The organism is Acidovorax sp. BoFeN1 (genome assembly GCF_003345135.1).
Taxonomy (GTDB): Bacteria; Pseudomonadota; Gammaproteobacteria; order Burkholderiales; family Burkholderiaceae_C; genus Acidovorax; species Acidovorax defluvii.
This window is the reverse complement of sequence record NZ_QOZT01000077.1, coordinates 1-18,014: the sequence shown is the minus strand read 5'-3', so window position 1 is coordinate 18,014 and position 18,014 is coordinate 1. Positions and strand designations below refer to the sequence as shown.

The window sequence follows — 18,014 nt, the reverse complement described above, 5'->3', positions numbered from 1 at the left end:
CACGTCGGGTGGGCTTGCGCGACTGCTCGAATCCGTTGTTTTGATCTGCGGCCATTGCCAGGGTCTGCTGCTTCATCTGCGGATAACGTTTGAGAAGCGACAACGGTGGACCTTGATCAGCATTGCCTTAGGCCCAACGGGTGACTTTGGAATGAACGGAGCCCTGGTAAGCCGGGCACCTTGGCCGGGTTTCAAGGCCCCGGACCAGCAGCTGCGGCAAGTTGTGCGACGGCGGGCGGTCGTTGCACACCCGTAACCCGCGCAACCCGCGCCGCCCGTACAACCGGGCGCCGCTGCGGCGGCCATCCGGGGCCACCGCCACGGCCCACATGGGGGCGACCGCACTGGCCGGCACATCCACCCCTGCCACATCGCGCGATACCCTGTGGCACCCGGGGCTTCCATGCCCCCTCGCCTTTTGCGTCAGAATGTTTCGCAACCCAAGACTGCGCGCGCCCATGACCCCTCTTTTCCCAGACCACCTGCCTGCCGCCACGCTGCTGCCCCGCTCTACTCCCCCAAAGCCCTGCCGTTCACCACGCAGGCTGGCCTTGGCCGCCATTGCCGGGCTGGCATTGCTGGTGGGCGCGTGCTCTGACAAGGCTGCGCCCGCAGCGCCCAGCGGCCCGGTGGAAGTGGGCGTGGTCACCCTGGAGTCCGAGCGCCAGACCGTGACCACCGAGTTGCCCGGACGCACCAGCGCCTTCCTGAGCGCTGAGATCCGCCCCCAGGTGGGCGGCATCGTGCAGCAGCGGCTGTTCACCGAAGGTGCGCAGGTCAAGGCCGGCCAGGCGCTTTACCAGCTCGATGCCTCGGGCTTCCAGGTGGCGCTGGCCAGCGCCGAGGCCCTGGTGGCCAAGGCACAGGCCGGTGTGGGCACGGCCGAGGTCAACGCCCGGCGCAACGCCGAGCTGGTCAAAATCGACGCCATCAGCCGGCAGGTGTATGACGACAGCCAGGCCGCCGTGGTGCAGGCCCGCTCCGACCTGGCCGTTGCCCGCGCCGCGCTGGACAACGCCCGCATCAACCTGGGCTACACCCGCATCAAGGCGCCCATTTCGGGCCGCACCACCACCTCCACCGTCACGCCCGGCGCACTGGTCACCGCCAACCAGACCGCCGCGCTCACCACCATCTCGCAGCTCGATCCGCTGTATGTGGATGTCACACAGTCCAGCACCGAGGTGCTGCGCCTCAAAAGCGACCTGGCGCGCGGGCGCATACAGAAAAGCGGCCAGGCCGAAGCGCCCATCACCCTGCAACTGGAAGACGGCAGCCGCTACCCCCACCCCGGCAAGCTGCAGTTTGCGGGCGTGAGCGTGAACCCCGGCACCGGCGCCGTGACGCTGCGCGCCGTGGTGCCCAACCCCGACGGCCTGCTCATGCCCGGCATGTATGTGCGCGCCATTCTGGAAACCGGCATCAACGCGCAGGCGCTGCTGGTGCCCCAGCAAGGGGTGAACCGCGACACCGCAGGCAACGCCAGCGTGTTGCTGGTCAACGCACAAGGCAAGATCGAACGGCGCAAGGTTGTGGTGGAAACGGCCGTAGGCAACCGCTGGTTGGTGGGCAGCGGGCTGGCGGCCGGCGACCGCGTGGTGGTGGAGGGCTTTCAGCGTATCAAGCCCGGCGACACGGTGAAGCCGACCGAGGTGGTGGCCAAGCCAATGGCTGCCGCGGGTGCCACAGCAGCGCCTGCAGCGTCGGCTGCATCCGCCGCATCGGCTGCGCGCTGAGGGCCGGCCCGCCATGGCACAGTTTTTCATCAACCGGCCCATCTTTGCGTGGGTCATCGCCATCATCATCATGCTGGCCGGCGCCATGTCCATCAAGACATTGCCGCTGGAGCAATACCCCAACATTGCACCGCCGCGCGTGTCGATCAGCGCCAACTACACCGGCGCATCGGCCAAAACCGTGGAAGACTCGGTCACGCAGGTAATCGAGCAGCAGCTCAAGGGGCTGGACAACCTGATCTACATGGGCTCGACCAGCGACGCCTCGGGCAGCTCGCGCACCACGCTCACCTTCAATGCCGGCACCAACATCGACGTGGCCCAGGTGCAGGTGCAAAACAAGCTGCAGCAGGCCATGTCGCGCCTGCCGCCGGCCGTGCAAAGCCGTGGCGTCACCGTCACCAAGGGCGGCAACGACTACCTGATGATCATCACCTTCACCTCGCCCGACCCCAGCGTGTCGCAGGTGGACATTGGTGACTACATCTCCAGCAACCTCGTGGACGTGATCAGCCGCATTGACGGCGTGGGCGACGTGCTCACGCTGGGCACCGGCTACGCCATGCGCGTGTGGCTCGATCCGGGCAAGCTCGAAAAATACGCGCTCATGCCGTCAGACATCGGCAGCGCCATCAATGCGCAGAACGCGCAGGTATCGGCAGGCCAGCTGGGGGCCCTGCCCGCCGTGGGCGAGCAGCAGCTCAATGCCACCATCACCGCGCGCAGCAAGCTGCAAACCAAGGAAGAGTTCGAGCAGATCGTTCTCAAGTCCACCACCGACGGCGCCGCCGTGCACCTGAAAGACGTGGCGCGCATCGAGCTGGGCGCAGAAAACCTCACCATCACCTCGCGCCTGAACGGCCAGCCCGGCGCCAGCATGGGCGTGGTGCTGTCCGACAGTGCCAACGCCATGGCCGTGGCCACTGCCGTCAACGCCAAGATCGCCGAGCTGCAGCCGTTCTTTCCCTACCAGCTCAAACCCTTTACCAGCTACGACACCACGCCGTTCGTCAGCGCCTCGATCGAAGAAGTGGTCAAGGCCCTGCTCGAAGCCATGGTGCTGGTGGTGCTGGTCATGTACATCTTTTTGCAGAACTTCCGCGCCACGCTGATTCCGGCCATTGCCGTGCCGGTGGTACTGCTGGGCACCTTTGGTGTGCTGTCGGCAGCCGGTTATTCGATCAACACGCTGACCATGTTCGGCATGGTGCTGGCCATCGGCCTGCTGGTGGACGACGCCATCGTGGTGGTGGAAAACGTCGAGCGCGTAATGAGCGAAGAAGGCCTGTCCCCCAAAGAGGCCACGCGCAAGTCGATGGCCGAAATCACCCCGGCCCTGGTGGGCATTGCGCTCACGCTGTCGGCGGTATTCATCCCCATGGCGTTTTTTGGCGGCTCCACCGGGGTGATCTACCGGCAGTTTTCCATCACCATCGTGTCGGCCATGGTGCTGTCGGTGCTGGTGGCCCTCACGCTCACGCCCGCGCTGTGCGCCACCTTGCTCAAGCCCATTGCCAAGGGCCAGCACAGTCCCCATGGCGCACCCCGCAAGGGCATTGCGGGCTGGATTGACCGCTTTTTTGTGGGCTTCAACCGCCGCTTTGACCGCTCGGCCGACAGCTACCAGCGCGGCGTGGGCACCGTGGTGCGCCGGGGCAAACGCATGATGCTGGTGTATGTGCTGATCTGCGCCGGCATGGCGGTGCTGTTTTTGCGCCTGCCCACCTCGTTCTTGCCCAATGAAGATCAAGGCGCGATCTCGGTGCAGATCACGTTGCCGCCAGGCTCGTCCAACGCGCGGCTGCAGGCCGTGATGGCGCAGGTGCAAAAGTATTTTGCTGCCCAGCCCGATGTGGTCAGCTTCAACTCGATCACCGGTTCGGGCGGCGACCAGAGCTCGGCGCGCGGCTTTGTGCGGCTGACCAACTGGAGCCAGCGCACACGCCCCGACCAGAGCGCCGACGCCATTGCGCGCAAGGCCACCAAGGACCTGGCCGCCATCCGCGATGCGCGCATTTTCGTGCTGTTGCCGCCCGCCGTGCGCGGGCTGGGGGCCAATGCGGGCTTCAATTTTCAGCTCAAGGATTTGAACGGCCTGGGCCACGATGCGCTGGTGGCCGCGCGCGACAAGGTGCTCGAACTGGCCGCCAAGCGCCCCGAGCTGAGCAACACGCGCAGCACTAACCTCGACGACACCGCGCAGCTGGGCGTGGACATTGACGACAGCAAGGCCGGCGCACTGGGCCTGGCCACGGTGGACGTGAACAACACCCTGTCGAGCGCGCTGGGCGGCACCTATGTGAATGACTTTCTCAACAAGGGGCGCGTGAAGCGGGTTTACATGCAGGGCGACGCGCCGTTTCGCATGCTGCCGCAGGACGTGGGCCCCTGGACGGTGCGCAACAACCAGGGGCAGATGGTGCCGTTCTCGGCGTTTTCGAGCACCCGCTGGACCTATGGCTCACCCCAGTTGCAGCGCTACAACGGCAGCCCGAGCTACGAGTTCGTGGGCAGTGCGGCGGCGGGCGTGAGCTCGGGCGTGGCCATGGCGGCGGTTGAAGACATCATGAAGGAAATGCCCGCGGGCATTGGCTACGAATGGACCGGCGCCTCGTTTCAAGAGCGGCTGTCGGGCTCGCAGGCGCCGCTGCTGTATGCGGTATCGATTCTGTTTGTGTTTCTGTGCCTGGCCGCACTCTACGAAAGCTGGTCGGTGCCGTTTTCGGTGATTCTGGTGGTGCCGCTGGGCATTGTCGGCGCGCTGCTGGGCATCGGGTTTCGCGGGCTTTCCAACGACGTGTACTTTCAGGTGGGCCTGCTCACCACAGTGGGGCTGTCGTCCAAGAATGCCATTTTGATCGTGGAATTTGCCACCCAGCTGCAAGAGCGCGGCCGCAGCGTGCTCGATGCCACCCTGGAAGCCGTGCGCCTGCGGCTGCGGCCCATCTTGATGACCTCGCTGGCGTTCGGGTTCGGTGTACTGCCCCTGGCGCTGGGCAGCGGCGCCGGGGCGGGTGGCCGCCAGGCCATTGGCACCGCCGTGCTGGGCGGCATGGTGTCGGCCACCGTGCTGGGCATCTTTTTTGTGCCGGTGTTCTTTGTCCTGATTCGCGGTTACTTTGCCGAGCGCAAGGCAAAGCAGACTGCCAGCGAAACCGGAGCCGCCGCATGAGCCGCACCCCCCTGATCGCCCCCCGCCGCACCGTGGTGCGCGCCACCGCCGCCAGCGCACTGGCATTGCTGGCGCTGGCTGGCTGCACCAGCCTGGCGCCCGACTATGCGCGCCCCATGCTGCCCGTGCCCGCCACGCTGAACGGCACGAACGGCCCAAACGGGTCTGAGGGCACCGCGCTGGCGCCCGAGACCGGCCCCATGGGCTGGCAGGAATTTTTGCAGGACCCGCGCCTGCGCGAGCTGGTGGCGCTTGCGCTGCAAAACAACCGCGACCTGCGCGTGGCGGTGCTGGCCATCGAGAAGGCCCGCGCGCAATACGGCGTGGAGCAGTCCAACCGGTTCCCAGCCGTGGGCGCCACCGCCGCGGGCAACCGCACGCGCACGGCCGATGACCTGAACACCAGCGGCCGCTCGCCCACCAGCAGCCAGTACAGCGCGCAGCTTGGCTTCAGCAGCTACGAGATCGATTTTTTTGGCCGCGTAAAGAACCTCAACGAGGCTGCGCTGCAAGAGTTTTTGCGCACCACCGAAAACCGCCGCAGCGTGCAGCTGAGCCTGGTGGCCGAAGTGGCCAACGCCTGGCTCACCCTCGACGCCGATGGCCGGCGCCTGCAACTGGCGCAAGACACCCTGCGCAGCCGCCAGAAGTCATACGAGCTGACAGAACGCAGCCATGCCCTGGGCGCCGTCTCGGGCCTGACACTGGCGCAAACCCAGACCACGGTGGACACCGCCCGCACCGACGTGGCCGCCTTCACCAGCCAGGTAGCACGCGACCGCAATGCACTGGCCCTGCTGGCGGGCGCGCCGGTGCCTGCGGCTCTGCTGCCCGATGGCGCGAACCCGGCAGCCGAGGCATCACCTGCCCAGGCCGCACCGGCATCGAGATCGGCATCGACATCAACACCGGCGGCCGCCCTGCCCCACCTCGCAGCACCCGCCTCCGCCCTGCTGGCGGTGCCGGGCGACCTGCCCTCGTCGGTGCTGCTCAACCGCCCCGATGTGCGTGCGGCCGAATACACGCTGCGCGGCGCGTATGCCAGCATTGGCGCGGCCCGTGCCGCGTTTTTCCCCAGCATCACGCTCACGGCGTCGGCGGGCACCGCCAGCAATGCGCTGTCGGGCCTGTTTGACGGCGGCAACGGCACCTGGAGCTTTGCGCCACAGATCCGCCTGCCCATCTTTGATGCGGGCCGCAACCGCGCCAACCTCCAGATCGCCGAAACCGCGCGCGACACGGCCCTGGCCCAGTACGACAAGGCCGTGCAAACCGCGTTCCGCGAGGTGGCCGATGCGCTGGCAGAGCGCGCCACGCTGGCCGAGCGCCTGCAGGCCCAGCAATCGCTGCAGGCGGCCACCCTGAAGGCGCTGCAGCTGTCCCAAGCGCGCTACCGGCTGGGCGCCGACAGTTACCTGCCCGTGCTGGACGCCCAGCGCGCGCTTTACAGCGCGCAGCAGACACTGATCGGGCTGGCACTGGCCGAGCAGGCCAACCGGATCACGCTGTACAAGGTGCTGGGTGGCCGCTGGATCGACACCACCCCGGGTGACAGCACCGCAACGCCCGGCACCTGAAAGGGAGCGCAACGCAGCGCAACGCAGCGCCAGCGCAGCGCCCCGCGACAAAATGTTTCCAGACGCTGCAGAGTGCGCCGGTGCCTCTCGCCAAAAAAGGGGGCTGTCCCCTTCAGCGCCAAAAAAATAACACCATGCTGCTCCATCCCGATCACTGCCTGCCCATTCAAAAACCCGCGCACCAAGCCAGCGTTGCCGCGCTGCTCTGCACCATCGCCTTCAGCGCCGCCAGCGGCGCAGCCACTGCCGCAGCCGACGAGCTGCAAGCGCTCCCGCAAACCTGGTCGATCTATGTAGAGGCCGGGTATACCGACCACGGCGGCCCGGCCTGCGCACACGCACCGTGGGTTTGCGCGTGCCCCTGCAGTATTCGTGGTGGCAAGGGCGCATCCGCACGCACCTGGATGTGTATCTGAGCGACTGGCCTCCACGGCCGAACCGCCGGCGCGCCGCCACAACACCCAGCTGGGCGTGGTGCCCATGGCCCGCTACCTTTTTGCAGACGGGCAATCGCTCTGGTTTGTGGAGGGCGGCATTGGCCTGTCGTACCTGACGGCCACGCACCACACGCCCAACGGCCCCTTTGGCAGCCGCTGGAACTTCAGCGACCACCTTGGCGTGGGGCGCAACTTTGGTGCACAGCGGCAGCACGAGGTCAGCCTGCAGGCCAAGCACGTATCCAACGCCGGGCTGCGCAAGCCCAACCCGGGGGAAACGTTTGTGCAGATACGCTACGCCCACCGGTTTTAAACGCACAGCCCACCGGTTTCCATCTGGCGGCTGCGAGCACTCGCGCGCCCCTGGTCGGCCACCCGTCGACCAAATGGACCGACGAGCGTGTCATCAATCCTCCACAGGCCGCGAGGTTGCAAACACGCTGGAACGGCGCACGCACCAAGCTGGCCCATCCGCCTGTGTGGCTTGCACTGGCAAGGCCAACCGCTTCGTCGATTGCTATTTATTTAATAGCTAATAGCGCTTGATACATAAGCACTATAGCCATTTTTCACTTAAAACCACCATCTTTGCCACCTTTGGCACAGGTTTTGCATCACCCTGTGTGCGGCCACGATAGGCCGCATGTTCGGCCCGGTGCAATGGCGGATTGGGCTGACGAAGACGATGGCGTCCTTGCGAGTGTGTTGGCTACCCGGCCAGCCCACCGTGCGGACGCCTTTTTGTTTTTCCGAAACGCCTACGGGGGTCACGATGAAAAAATCCAGGCTGGTGATGGTGGGAAATGGCATGGCCGGCGTTCGCTCGCTCGAAGAGCTGCTGAAGATAGCGCCCGACCTTTACGACATCACGGTATTTGGTGCAGAGCCGCACCCCAACTACAACCGCATTTTGCTGTCGCCCGTGCTGGCCGGCGAGCAGACCATCGACGAGATCATTCTGAACGACTGGCAGTGGTATGCCGACAACCACATCACGCTGCACACGGGTTTCACCGTGACCGACGTGGACCGTGTGCGCCGCATCGTGCACGCCACCAGTGCAACGGGCGAGACCATCACCGCCGAATACGACCGCCTCATCATGGCCACGGGCTCCAACCCGTTCATCCTGCCCATCCCCGGCAAAGAGCTCCAAGGCGTGCTGGCCTACCGCGACATTGCCGACACGCAGGCCATGATCGACGCTGCCGCCACCTACAAACATGCGGTGGTCATCGGCGGCGGCCTGCTGGGCCTGGAGGCCGCCAACGGCCTCATGAAGCGCGGCATGCAGGTCACCGTGGTGCATGTGGGCGACTGGCTGATGGAGCGCCAGCTCGACGATGTGGCCGGCAAGATGCTGCAAAAGTCGCTGGCCGAGCGCGGCATGCAGTTTTTGATGGGCGCACAAACGCAGGAGCTGGTGGGCAACGCCGAAGGCCGCGTGGCCGCCGTCAAGTTCAAGGACGGCACCGAGGTGCCCGCCGACCTGGTGGTGATGGCCGTGGGCATACGCCCCAACACCGCACTGGCTGAAAAAATGCGCCTGCACGTCCACCGCGGCATCGTGGTGAGCGACACGCTGCAGACCACCACCGACGCGCGCATCTACGCCGTGGGCGAATGTGCTGCGCACCGGGGCATTGCCTATGGGCTGGTGGCGCCGCTGTTCGAGCAGGGCAAGGTGCTGGCCAACCATTTGGCCGAGTTCGGCATTGGCCGCTACCAGGGCTCGCTGACATCGACCAAGCTCAAGGTCACGGGCATTGATCTGTTCAGCGCAGGCGACTTTCAGGGCGGCGAGGGCACCGAAGAGATTGTCATGAGCGACCCGAGCGGCGGCGTCTACAAAAAGCTCGTGCTCAAGGACGACAAGCTCGTGGGCGCCTGCCTGTATGGCGACACGGTGGACGGCAGCTGGTATTTCAAGCTGCTGCGCGACGGCCGCACGGTGAACGACATCCGCGACAAGCTGATGTTTGGCGAATCCAACATGGGTGACGCCGGCCACCAGGGCCAGAACAAGGCCGCCGCCATGGCGGACACCGACGAAGTGTGCGGCTGCAACGGTGTGACCAAGGGCGCCATCTGCAAGGCCATCAAGGAAAAAGGCCTGTTCACGCTGGATGAAGTGCGCAAGCACACCAAGGCCAGCGCCAGCTGCGGTTCGTGCACCGGGCTGGTCGAGCAGATCATCATGTTCACCGCCGGTGGCGACTATTCGGCCACGCCCAAGACCAAGGCCCTGTGCGGCTGCACCGACCACGGCCACCAGGCGGTGCGCGATGCGATCCGCACCAACAAGCTGCTTTCCATCGCAGACGTGTTCTCGTTTCTCGAATGGAAAACGCCCAACGGCTGCGCCAGCTGCCGCCCGGCCGTCAACTATTACCTCATCAGCACCTGGCCCAAGGAAGCCAAGGACGACCCGCAAAGCCGCGCCATCAATGAACGCAGCCACGCCAACATCCAAAAGGACGGCACCTACAGCGTGATCCCGCGCATGTGGGGCGGTGAAACCACGGCCGACGAACTGCGCCGCATTGCCGACGTGGTGGACAAGTACCACATCCCCACCGTCAAGGTCACCGGTGGCCAGCGCATTGACCTCTTGGGTGTGAAGAAGGAAGACTTGGTCAACGTGTGGAAGGACATAGGCATGCCCAGCGGCCACGCCTATGCCAAGGCCCTGCGCACCGTCAAGACCTGCGTGGGCAGCGAGTGGTGCCGCATGGGCACGCAGGACAGCACGCAAATGGGCAAGGACATGGAGCGCGCCATGTGGCGCATGAATGCACCGCACAAGGTGAAGTTTGCCGTGAGCGGTTGCCCGCGCAACTGCGCCGAGGCCGGCATCAAGGACGTCGGAATCATCGGCGTGGAAAGCGGCTGGGAGATGTATGTGGCCGGCAACGGCGGCATCAAGACCGAGGTGGCGCACTTTTTCACCAAGCTCAAGACCGCCGAGGAAGTGCTGGAGTACACCGGCGCGTTTTGCGAGCTGTACCGCCAGGAAGGCTGGTACCTGGAGCGCACCGTGCACTACGTGAACCGCGTGGGCCTGGACTATGTGAAAAAACGCATTCTGCAAGACCCCGAAGGCCGCAAGGCGCTGTGGGAGCAGCTGCAGTTTGCGCTGGATGGCGAGCCCGACCCGTGGTTCGACTTTGACAAGGCGGCAGTGGACCAGCGCCAGTTCATCCCGATCTCCGTGGCCTGACCAGTTTTTATATCAAAAGTGCCTGAAACGCTTTACCCAAAAGCGCAAGCAGCTACAAAAGGAATAGCAATGACCGAATGGACCTCCATCTGCCGCGTGGACGATATCCCCGTGCTGGGCTCGCGCCGCGTGGCGCGCGCCCAGGGCCTGGACGTGGCCGTGTTTCGCAACACCTCGAACGAGGTGTTTGCCTTGCTCGACCGCTGCCCGCACAAGGGCGGCCCGCTGAGCCAGGGCATCGTGTTTGGCACCAGCGTTGCCTGCCCCATGCACAACTGGACCATTGGCCTGTGCGACGGCCAGGCCGCCGCCCCCGACGAGGGCTGCACGCCCAAGTTTCAGGTGCGGGTGGAAGACGGCACCGTGCTGCTCAACACCCACGAACTGGCCCACCACGCCCTGAGCGAAACGCGCCCCATCGCAGGGCCGCAGCGGCGCACGCCAGCCACCCCGGCAGCGTGATTTTGCGCACCCCGCGCCCACTTCACGCCCACCCAACGGCTTGCCACGCGCCGCGTGCAAGCCGGTATCCACAGCACCTTGGCACCGCTGCCAGACAGACCACAGAAAGAAACCCATGGCCTATCTCGTTCCCTCCGAATTCGTCACCAAGATGGTGGACGCCGGCGAATCCAAAATCTACATGTCCACCCGGGACACCCTGATCCGCGCCTACATGGCGGGCGCCATCCTGGCGCTGGCGGCGGTGTTTGCCGTCACGGCCACCGTCATGTCGGGCTCTGCACTGGTGGGCGCCATCCTGTTCCCGGTGGGCTTTTGCATGCTCTACCTGCTGGGCTTTGACCTGTTGACCGGCGTGTTCGTGCTGACGCCGCTGGCCTGGCTGGACAAGCGCCCGGGTGTCACCATCAAGGGCATCCTGCGCAACTGGGGCCTGGTGTTTACCGGCAACTTCCTGGGCGCGCTGACCGTCGCCTTCATGATGTCGTTCATCTTCACCTATGGCTTTTCGGTGGCACCCAACGAAATCGGCACAAAAATCGGCCACATCGGCGAGGCGCGCACCCTGGGCTACGCCCAATACGGCCTGATGGGCTGGCTCACCATCTTCATTCGCGCCATGCTGTGCAACTGGATGGTGTCCACGGGCGTGGTGGGCGCCATGATCTCCACCACCGTCAGCGGCAAGGTCATTGCGATGTGGATGCCCATCATGCTGTTTTTTGCCATGACCTTCGAGCACTCGGTGGTGAACATGTTCCTGTTCCCCTCGGGCCTGATGATGGGCGGCAACTTCTCGATCGTTGACTACCTGATCTGGAACGAAATCCCCGTTGTGCTGGGCAATCTGGTGGGTGGTCTGGCCTTTACCGGCCTGACGCTGTACGCCACCCACATCAAGACCGGCCCAAAACGCAAGCTCGCCTGATCGCCCGCCGAAACCGCCAGGTGCCCACACGGCAATGCACCTGGCGTTTCGAGCACGGCACCTCCAATCTGCAACCCTGAATCCGACCCCCTGAACGAACGGCGCGCCAATGAGCGACACCCTGAAAGTAAGCATTGGCCAGCACTCTGACAAGGGCTGCAAGGAGGTCAACCAGGACTTTCACGGCGCCTGCGTGCCACAGGGGCTGGCGCTGGCCGCCAAGGGGGTGGTGGTGGCACTGGCCGACGGCATCAGCAGCAGCGATGTCAGCCAGATCGCCAGCGCCGCTGCGGTGCACGGGCTGCTGCAGGACTACTACTGCACCTCCGACGCCTGGAGCGTCAAGCGCTCGGCACAGTGCGTGCTGGCGGCCACCAACTCGTGGCTGCACGCCCAAACCCAGCGCAGCCCCTACCGTTTTGACAAAGACCGGGGTTATGTCTGCACCCTCAGCGCGCTGATTGTCAAATCCGCCACCGCACACCTTTTTCATGTGGGGGACACCCGCATCTACCGGGTGCAGGGCAAGGCGCTGGAGCAGTTGACCGAAGACCACCGGGTGCGCCTGTCGGCCAAGCAAATCTACCTGGGCCGCGCGCTCGGCGTTCAGCCGCAGCTGGAGGTGGATTACCGGGCCCTGCCGGTAGAGCCCGCAGACACCTATGTGCTGACCACCGATGGCGTGCATGAACATGTCAGCGCCAGCTTCATCACGCAGGCCATTGAAGCCCACGCCACCGATCTGGACCAGGCCGCCCGCGCCATCGTGGAAGAGGCCCTGCGCTGCGGCAGCGACGACAACCTGACCATTCAGATCGTGCGCATTGATGCGCTGCCCCAACAGGACGCCAGCGAACTGCAACGCCAGCGGGCCACGCTGCAGTTGCCGCCCGTGCTGGAGCCCCGCGCCATGCTCGACGGCTACCAGATCGTGCGCGAGCTGCACGGCAGCCACCGCAGCCACGTCTACCTGGCCATCGACACCGACAGCGGGCAAAAAACGGTGCTCAAAACGCCCTCGATCGACCTGCAGGACAACGCCGCCGGCCTCGACCGTTTTCTGATGGAAGAGTGGATTGCGCGGCGCATTCACAGCCCCCATGTGCTGCAGCCCGCCCCTGCGGGGCGCAAGCGCGAGTACCTCTATGTGGCCATGGAATACGTGCAGGGCCAGACACTGGCCCAGTGGATGATTGACCACCCCAGGCCCGAACTGTCGGTGGTGCGCGACATCGTGGACCAGATCGCACGCGGCCTGCAGGCATTTCACCGCATGGAGATGCTGCACCAGGACCTGCGGCCCGAAAACATCATGATCGACACCTCGGGCACCGTGAAGATCATTGACTTTGGCTCGGTCCACGTCGCCGGCCTGGCCGAAAACGCGGTGCCCGTTGCCGACGATGGCGTTCCGGGCACCTTGCAATACGCAGCCCCCGAATACTTTCTGGGCGAGCCGGGCACGCCGCAATCGGACCTGTTCTCGCTGGGCGTCATCACCTACCAGATGCTCACCGGGCGGCAACCCTATGGCACGCAGGTGGCCGGGATTCGCACCCGGGCGGCCCTGATGAAGCTGCACTACGCCAGCGCGCTGGACGAACACCGCGCCATTCCGGCGTGGATGGATGCCGTGCTGCGGCGTGCGGTGCACCCCAACCCACTCAAAAGGCAGGAAGCGTTGTCCGAGTTTGTGCACGACCTGCGGCAGCCCAGCGCTGCCTACCTGGGCCGCGCACGCCCTGCGCTGTATGAGCGCAACCCGATGGTGTTCTGGCGCGCCATTGCGCTCGTTCTGGGGGCCACCGTGGTGGCGTTGCTGGCGGTAATTCAGCACCTGCGCTGACGCAACCGCAACCGCAACCGCAACCGCAACCGCCACCGCTTCCGGCACCGCTCAGCGCGTGCCCGGCACATACCCAGCGCATGCCCAGCGGCTGGCCCGCATCACTTTCACACGCCTGCTGCACCACGGCACGGCTTTGCACCTGCCCACACGACGCTCCCGTTCTGGAGCGCCCCGTTGCACCAGGCTGGTGCCAGCCTTGCGTCCGTGCCCCATCCGGATCGTGTCAAGGCCGGTGTCAGGCGCCACGCGGGCTGGCACATGTATTGCGTTGCATGTGCGAAGGCCCGGCAGGGGCCCGTGAACCCGGGGTGCAATGGCGCAGTCTGGGGGCACACAGACGAAGGCGTCTGCACCTGCGGTTTCCAAACCTCGAAGCCGCAGTGTGTAGACGCCTGCTTTTTTTTGAGATTTGCCTTGGGAGCCGTGATGAGAAATTTCATGCAAGCGATGTGGGAAACCAGCGTACTGGCGTCTGCCCTCACCACCAGCACATTGTCACTATAAAAACAATAGCTACTAGCGCTTGATACATAAGCACTTGACCCCAAAAAGCCCCCAAAAACACACAAAACTCCACGCCATGCAAGAAACCAAATCCACCTGCCCTTACTGCGGCGTTGGCTGCGGCGTGATCATCGAAAGCCACGGCCCCCAGATCACCGGCGTGCGCGGCGATCCCACCCATCCTGCCAACTTCGGTCGCCTGTGCACCAAGGGCTCCACCCTGCACCTCACCGCCAGCAGCCCCATCACGCTGCAGACTCGTTTGCTGCAGCCCCTGCGCCGCGCGCAACGTAGCGATGCGCCCCAGCCACTGTCGTGGGACGCCGCCCTGGGCCTGGCCACCGAAAAATTTGCCGACATCATCCAGCGCCACGGCCCCAACGCCGTGGGCTTTTATGTCAGCGGCCAGTTGCTCACCGAGGACTACTACGTCTTCAACAAGCTCGCCAAGGGCCTGATCGGCACCAACAACATCGACTCCAACTCGCGCCTGTGCATGAGCAGCGCCGTGGCGGGCTACAAGGCCACTCTGGGCGCCGACGCGCCGCCCGCTTGCTACGACGACGTGAACCACGCACAGTGCCTGTTCATCGTGGGCAGCAACGCGGCCTGGGCGCACCCCATTTTTTTTCGCCGCATTGAAGACGCACGCGCCGCCAACCCGGGCATGAAGATCATCGTGGCCGACCCGCGCCGCACCGACACCGCCGGCATGGCCGACCTGTTTTTTCCCATCCAGCCGGGCAGCGATGTGATGCTGTTCCACGGCATGCTGCACCTCATGCTGTGGGAGGGCTGGACGGACGCCGAGTACATCGCCGCGCACACCACGGGCTTCGATGAACTCAAGGCCCTGGTGCGTGAAGCCACGCCCGAGCGCGTGGCCCAGGTGTGCGGCATTTCGGTGGCCGACCTGACCACCGCCGCAAGATGGTTTGCGGGCCTTGACGGGCAGGAGGTCGCCACAGGAGCCAGCGGCGCCCCGCAGCGTCGCAAACCCACCCTGAGCCTGTACTGCCAGGGCCTCAACCAGAGCAGCAGCGGCACGGCCAAGAACGCTGCACTCATCAACCTGCACCTGGCCACGGGCCAGATCGGCAAGCCCGGCGCGGGGCCGTTAAGCCTGACCGGCCAGCCCAACGCCATGGGCGGGCGCGAGGTGGGCGGCCTGGCCAACCTGCTCAGCGGCCACCGTGACCTGGCCAACCCGCAGCACCGCGCCGAAGTGGCTGCGCTGTGGGGCGTGGCCGATGTGCCCAGCCAACCCGGCAAGACAGCAGTAGAGATGTTTCAGGCCGCCGCCGACGGCGACGTCAAAGCCCTGTGGATTGCCTGCACCAACCCCGCGCAGAGCATGCCCGACCAGGCCACGGTGCGCCGCGCGCTGCAGCGGGCCGAGTTTGTGGTGGTGCAAGAGGCCTTTGCCACCGCCGAAACCTGCGCATATGCCGACCTGCTGCTGCCCGCCACCACCTGGGGCGAAAAAACCGGCACCGTGACCAACAGCGAGCGCCGCATCTCGCGCGTGCGCACTGCCGTTCCCGCCCCCGGCGAGGCGCGCCACGACTGGGCCATTGCAGTGCAGTTTGCGCACCAGCTGGAGGCGCGCCTGCGTCCCGGCCAGCCCACGCTGTTCCCCTACACCACCGACCACGCCGACCAGGGCGCACAGGCCGTGTGGAACGAACACCGCGAAAGCACACGCGGGCGCGATCTGGACATCACGGGGCTTTCGTGGACTCTGCTCGAATCTGCCGGCCCCCAGCAATGGCCGTGTCCTGCGAACCTTACCGAAAACGGCAATGACGACAACAGCGCAACCACGTTGCCAACCCGAATGCGCGACATCGGCAAGGCCCGCCTGTACGAAGACGGCATCTTCCCCACCGCCGACGGCCGCGCCCGCTTTGCCGCGCACGCCTGGCAGCCCACGGCCGAGCAGCGCGAGTCGCGCTACCCCTTCAGCCTGACCACGGGCCGCCTGCGCGACCAGTGGCACGGCATGACGCGCACCGGCACCCTGGGCCGCCTGTTCGGCCATGTGGCCGAGCCCTGCGTGCAACTGCACCCGCACGACATGGAGCGGCGCCAGCTCAAAAACGGCGACCTCGTGCATGTGACCAGCAAGCGCGGCTCCATCGTGGTGCCCGTGCAGGCCGATGCCACGCTGGGGTTGTCGCAGGCCTTCATGGCCATGCACTGGGGCAGCGATTTTTTGAGTGGGTGCTCGTCCACCGGCGAGCGGCTGGCGGGCGTGAATGCGCTCACCACTTCGGCGTTTTGCCCCACCTCCAAACAGCCCGAGCTCAAGCACGCCGCCGTGAAGGTGCTCAAGGCCGAGCTGCCCTGGACCCTGCTGGCCATGGCCTGGTTGCCGGCCGACAGCGCCCAGGACGTGCGCGAGGCGTTGGCCGCGCTGATGGCGCAGTTTCCCCTGTTCCAGTTCACGAGCTGCGTGCCCTTTAGCAACAACACACCCTTGAACGAACCCGGCCGCGAGCGCATGGGCGTGCTGCTGCGCGCCGCCGCCCACGAGCCGCCGCCCGACGCAGTCATTGAACGCATCGAGGCCCTGATAGGCCTGGCCACCGCCGACACCTTGCGCTACGCCGATCAAAAGCGAGGCCAGCGCCGCGCCGCCCGGCTGGTGCGCCACGGCAGCGCCACCATGCTCGAAGCCATCGTGCTGGCAGGCGACACCAGCGCCGAAGGCTGGCTCAAGACCCTGCTGCAGGAAGAGCTGCCCGCCCAAAGCTACGGCCGCCTGCTGCTGGTGCCCGGCGCCAAGGCCCCGGTGGCCGTGCAGTCGCGCGGCAAGCCGGTGTGCACCTGCCTGAACGTGACCGACGCTGCCATTACTGCCGAGCTGGCGCACTGCCACGGCACCGACGCTGACCGCCTGGCGCAACTGCAGGACAAGCTGCGCTGCGGCACGAACTGCGGCTCGTGCCTGCCCGAGCTCAAACGCATGGTGCGCAGCACAGGGCCACTGGCGTCCATGCACATGGCGCAGGCTGCCACATAACCAAGAGTTGCCTGGATTGCGCCAGAATAGCGGCCCACCCTCCTACATCCCCACAACCACCGCACCAGGACTTGTGCAAGAGGGCTCCGGTTAGGCTTTTTCGGCGCAGACAGTACGCCTGTACGGCAAGCCGAAATAACGACGCTAGAGCCCTATTGCACAAGTCCCGCCACCAAAAAACATGGGCATTAGCCAGTACATCAAAGAAATCGGTCGCGGCCCCCGCGGCTCCAAGCCACTCACGCGCGAGCAGGCGGCAGACCTGTTTGGCCAGCTGCTCGACGGCAACGTGACCGATCTGGAAATCGGCGCCTTCTGCCTGGCCATGCGCATCAAGGGCGAAACGCCCGAGGAAATGTGCGGCTTTCTCGACGCCGCCCACAGCCGGATGGCGCTTTTCCCGGCCAGCGACCGCCCCGTGATCGTGCTGCCCAGCTACAACGGTGCGCGCAAACTGCCCGTGCTCACGCCGCTGCTGGCGCTGCTGCTGGCGCGCGAGGGGCTGCCCGTGCTGCTGCATGGCATGCGCACCGAGGCGCGCCGCACCCTGGCATCGGATGTGCTGCTGGCGCTGGGCGTTCCCGCCCTCACAGCGCCGGAAAAAATAGCAAACGGCAGCGTGGCCCATATCGAGACCGGGTATCTGCATGCCGCCCTGGCACGCCTGCTGAAGGTGCGCGAGGTGGTGGGGCTGCGCAATGCGGGGCACAGCATCGTGAAACTCATGAACCCCTGCGCGGGCCCCGCCGTGGTGGTGACCAGCTACACCCACCCCGAGTATTACGACATGCTGCAGGCCACCTTTGGCGCGCTGCACATGACCGCCCTGCTCTCGCGCGGCCTCGAAGGCGAAGTGGCGACCGACCCGCGCCGCACGCCCCGCTACGATGCCTTCGTGGCCGGCGTGCACCAGCTGCTGCAAGAGCAGCAACCCGGCACCGCAGCCGACGTGCCAGGCCTGCCCACCGAGATCGACATCGACACCACGGCGCGCTACACGCAAGACGTGCTGGACGGCCGCCTGCCCGTGCCGCCAGCGCTGGCGCAGCAGGTGGAACACATCTTGCATCTGGCTGCGCAAACACCACCGCACGCCCCATGAAC

The 18,014-nt window shown here is 65.6% G+C and carries 11 protein-coding genes; all 11 read left to right on the top strand.

What is annotated here, in order from left to right; all coding sequences use genetic code 11:
- The first annotated feature begins 458 nt into the window (after nt 1–458).
- The 11 genes from DTW89_RS15200 (at nt 459) to ybiB (ending at nt 18,012) form a co-directional block, all read left to right on the top strand.
- Entirely contained in the window at nt 459–1,736 is a 1,278-nt protein-coding gene (locus DTW89_RS15200) for an efflux RND transporter periplasmic adaptor subunit (protein ID WP_114656550.1), read from the top strand.
- Between the two features lie 13 nt (nt 1,737–1,749).
- Nucleotides 1,750–4,908, top strand: a complete 3,159-nt coding sequence (locus tag DTW89_RS15195) for an efflux RND transporter permease subunit (RefSeq protein WP_114656549.1) — start codon at nt 1,750–1,752, stop codon at nt 4,906–4,908.
- Nucleotides 4,905–6,485 carry a TolC family protein gene (locus tag DTW89_RS15190; protein WP_114656548.1) on the top strand — a complete coding sequence of 527 codons (1,581 nt, stop codon included), beginning with the start codon at nt 4,905–4,907 and terminating at the stop codon, nt 6,483–6,485. Before DTW89_RS15195 ends, DTW89_RS15190 begins: the two co-directional genes overlap by 4 nt.
- A 134-nt stretch (nt 6,486–6,619) precedes the next feature.
- Nucleotides 6,620–6,901, top strand: coding sequence for a hypothetical protein (locus DTW89_RS15185; protein ID WP_114656547.1), 282 nt, complete (start codon nt 6,620–6,622; stop codon nt 6,899–6,901).
- Complete coding sequence (locus DTW89_RS15180; RefSeq protein ID WP_330863507.1) at nt 6,858–7,235, top strand: acyloxyacyl hydrolase; 378 nt, start codon at nt 6,858–6,860, stop codon at nt 7,233–7,235. Before DTW89_RS15185 ends, DTW89_RS15180 begins: the two co-directional genes overlap by 44 nt.
- A 459-nt stretch (nt 7,236–7,694) precedes the next feature.
- Nucleotides 7,695–10,142, top strand: coding sequence for a nitrite reductase large subunit NirB (gene nirB, locus DTW89_RS15175; RefSeq protein ID WP_114656545.1), 2,448 nt, complete (start codon nt 7,695–7,697; stop codon nt 10,140–10,142).
- Nucleotides 10,143–10,211: 69 nt separating this feature from the next.
- Nucleotides 10,212–10,604: a nitrite reductase small subunit NirD gene (gene nirD, locus DTW89_RS15170; protein ID WP_024815863.1), complete on the top strand. Its 393-nt coding sequence runs from the start codon at nt 10,212–10,214 to the stop codon at nt 10,602–10,604.
- Between the two features lie 115 nt (nt 10,605–10,719).
- Nucleotides 10,720–11,532 carry a formate/nitrite transporter family protein gene (locus tag DTW89_RS15165; protein WP_024815864.1) on the top strand — a complete coding sequence of 271 codons (813 nt, stop codon included), beginning with the start codon at nt 10,720–10,722 and terminating at the stop codon, nt 11,530–11,532.
- A 109-nt stretch (nt 11,533–11,641) separates the two neighbouring features.
- Nucleotides 11,642–13,378, top strand: coding sequence for a bifunctional protein-serine/threonine kinase/phosphatase (locus DTW89_RS15160; RefSeq protein WP_114656544.1), 1,737 nt, complete (start codon nt 11,642–11,644; stop codon nt 13,376–13,378).
- 583 nt (nt 13,379–13,961) lie between these two features.
- A complete protein-coding gene (locus DTW89_RS15155; protein WP_114656543.1) occupies nt 13,962–16,910 on the top strand; it encodes a nitrate reductase in 2,949 nt (982 codons plus the stop codon).
- 181 nt (nt 16,911–17,091) lie between these two features.
- Nucleotides 17,092–18,012, top strand: a complete 921-nt coding sequence (ybiB, locus tag DTW89_RS15150; RefSeq protein WP_114656542.1) for a DNA-binding protein YbiB — start codon at nt 17,092–17,094, stop codon at nt 18,010–18,012.
- Nucleotides 18,013–18,014: the final 2 nt, after the last annotated feature.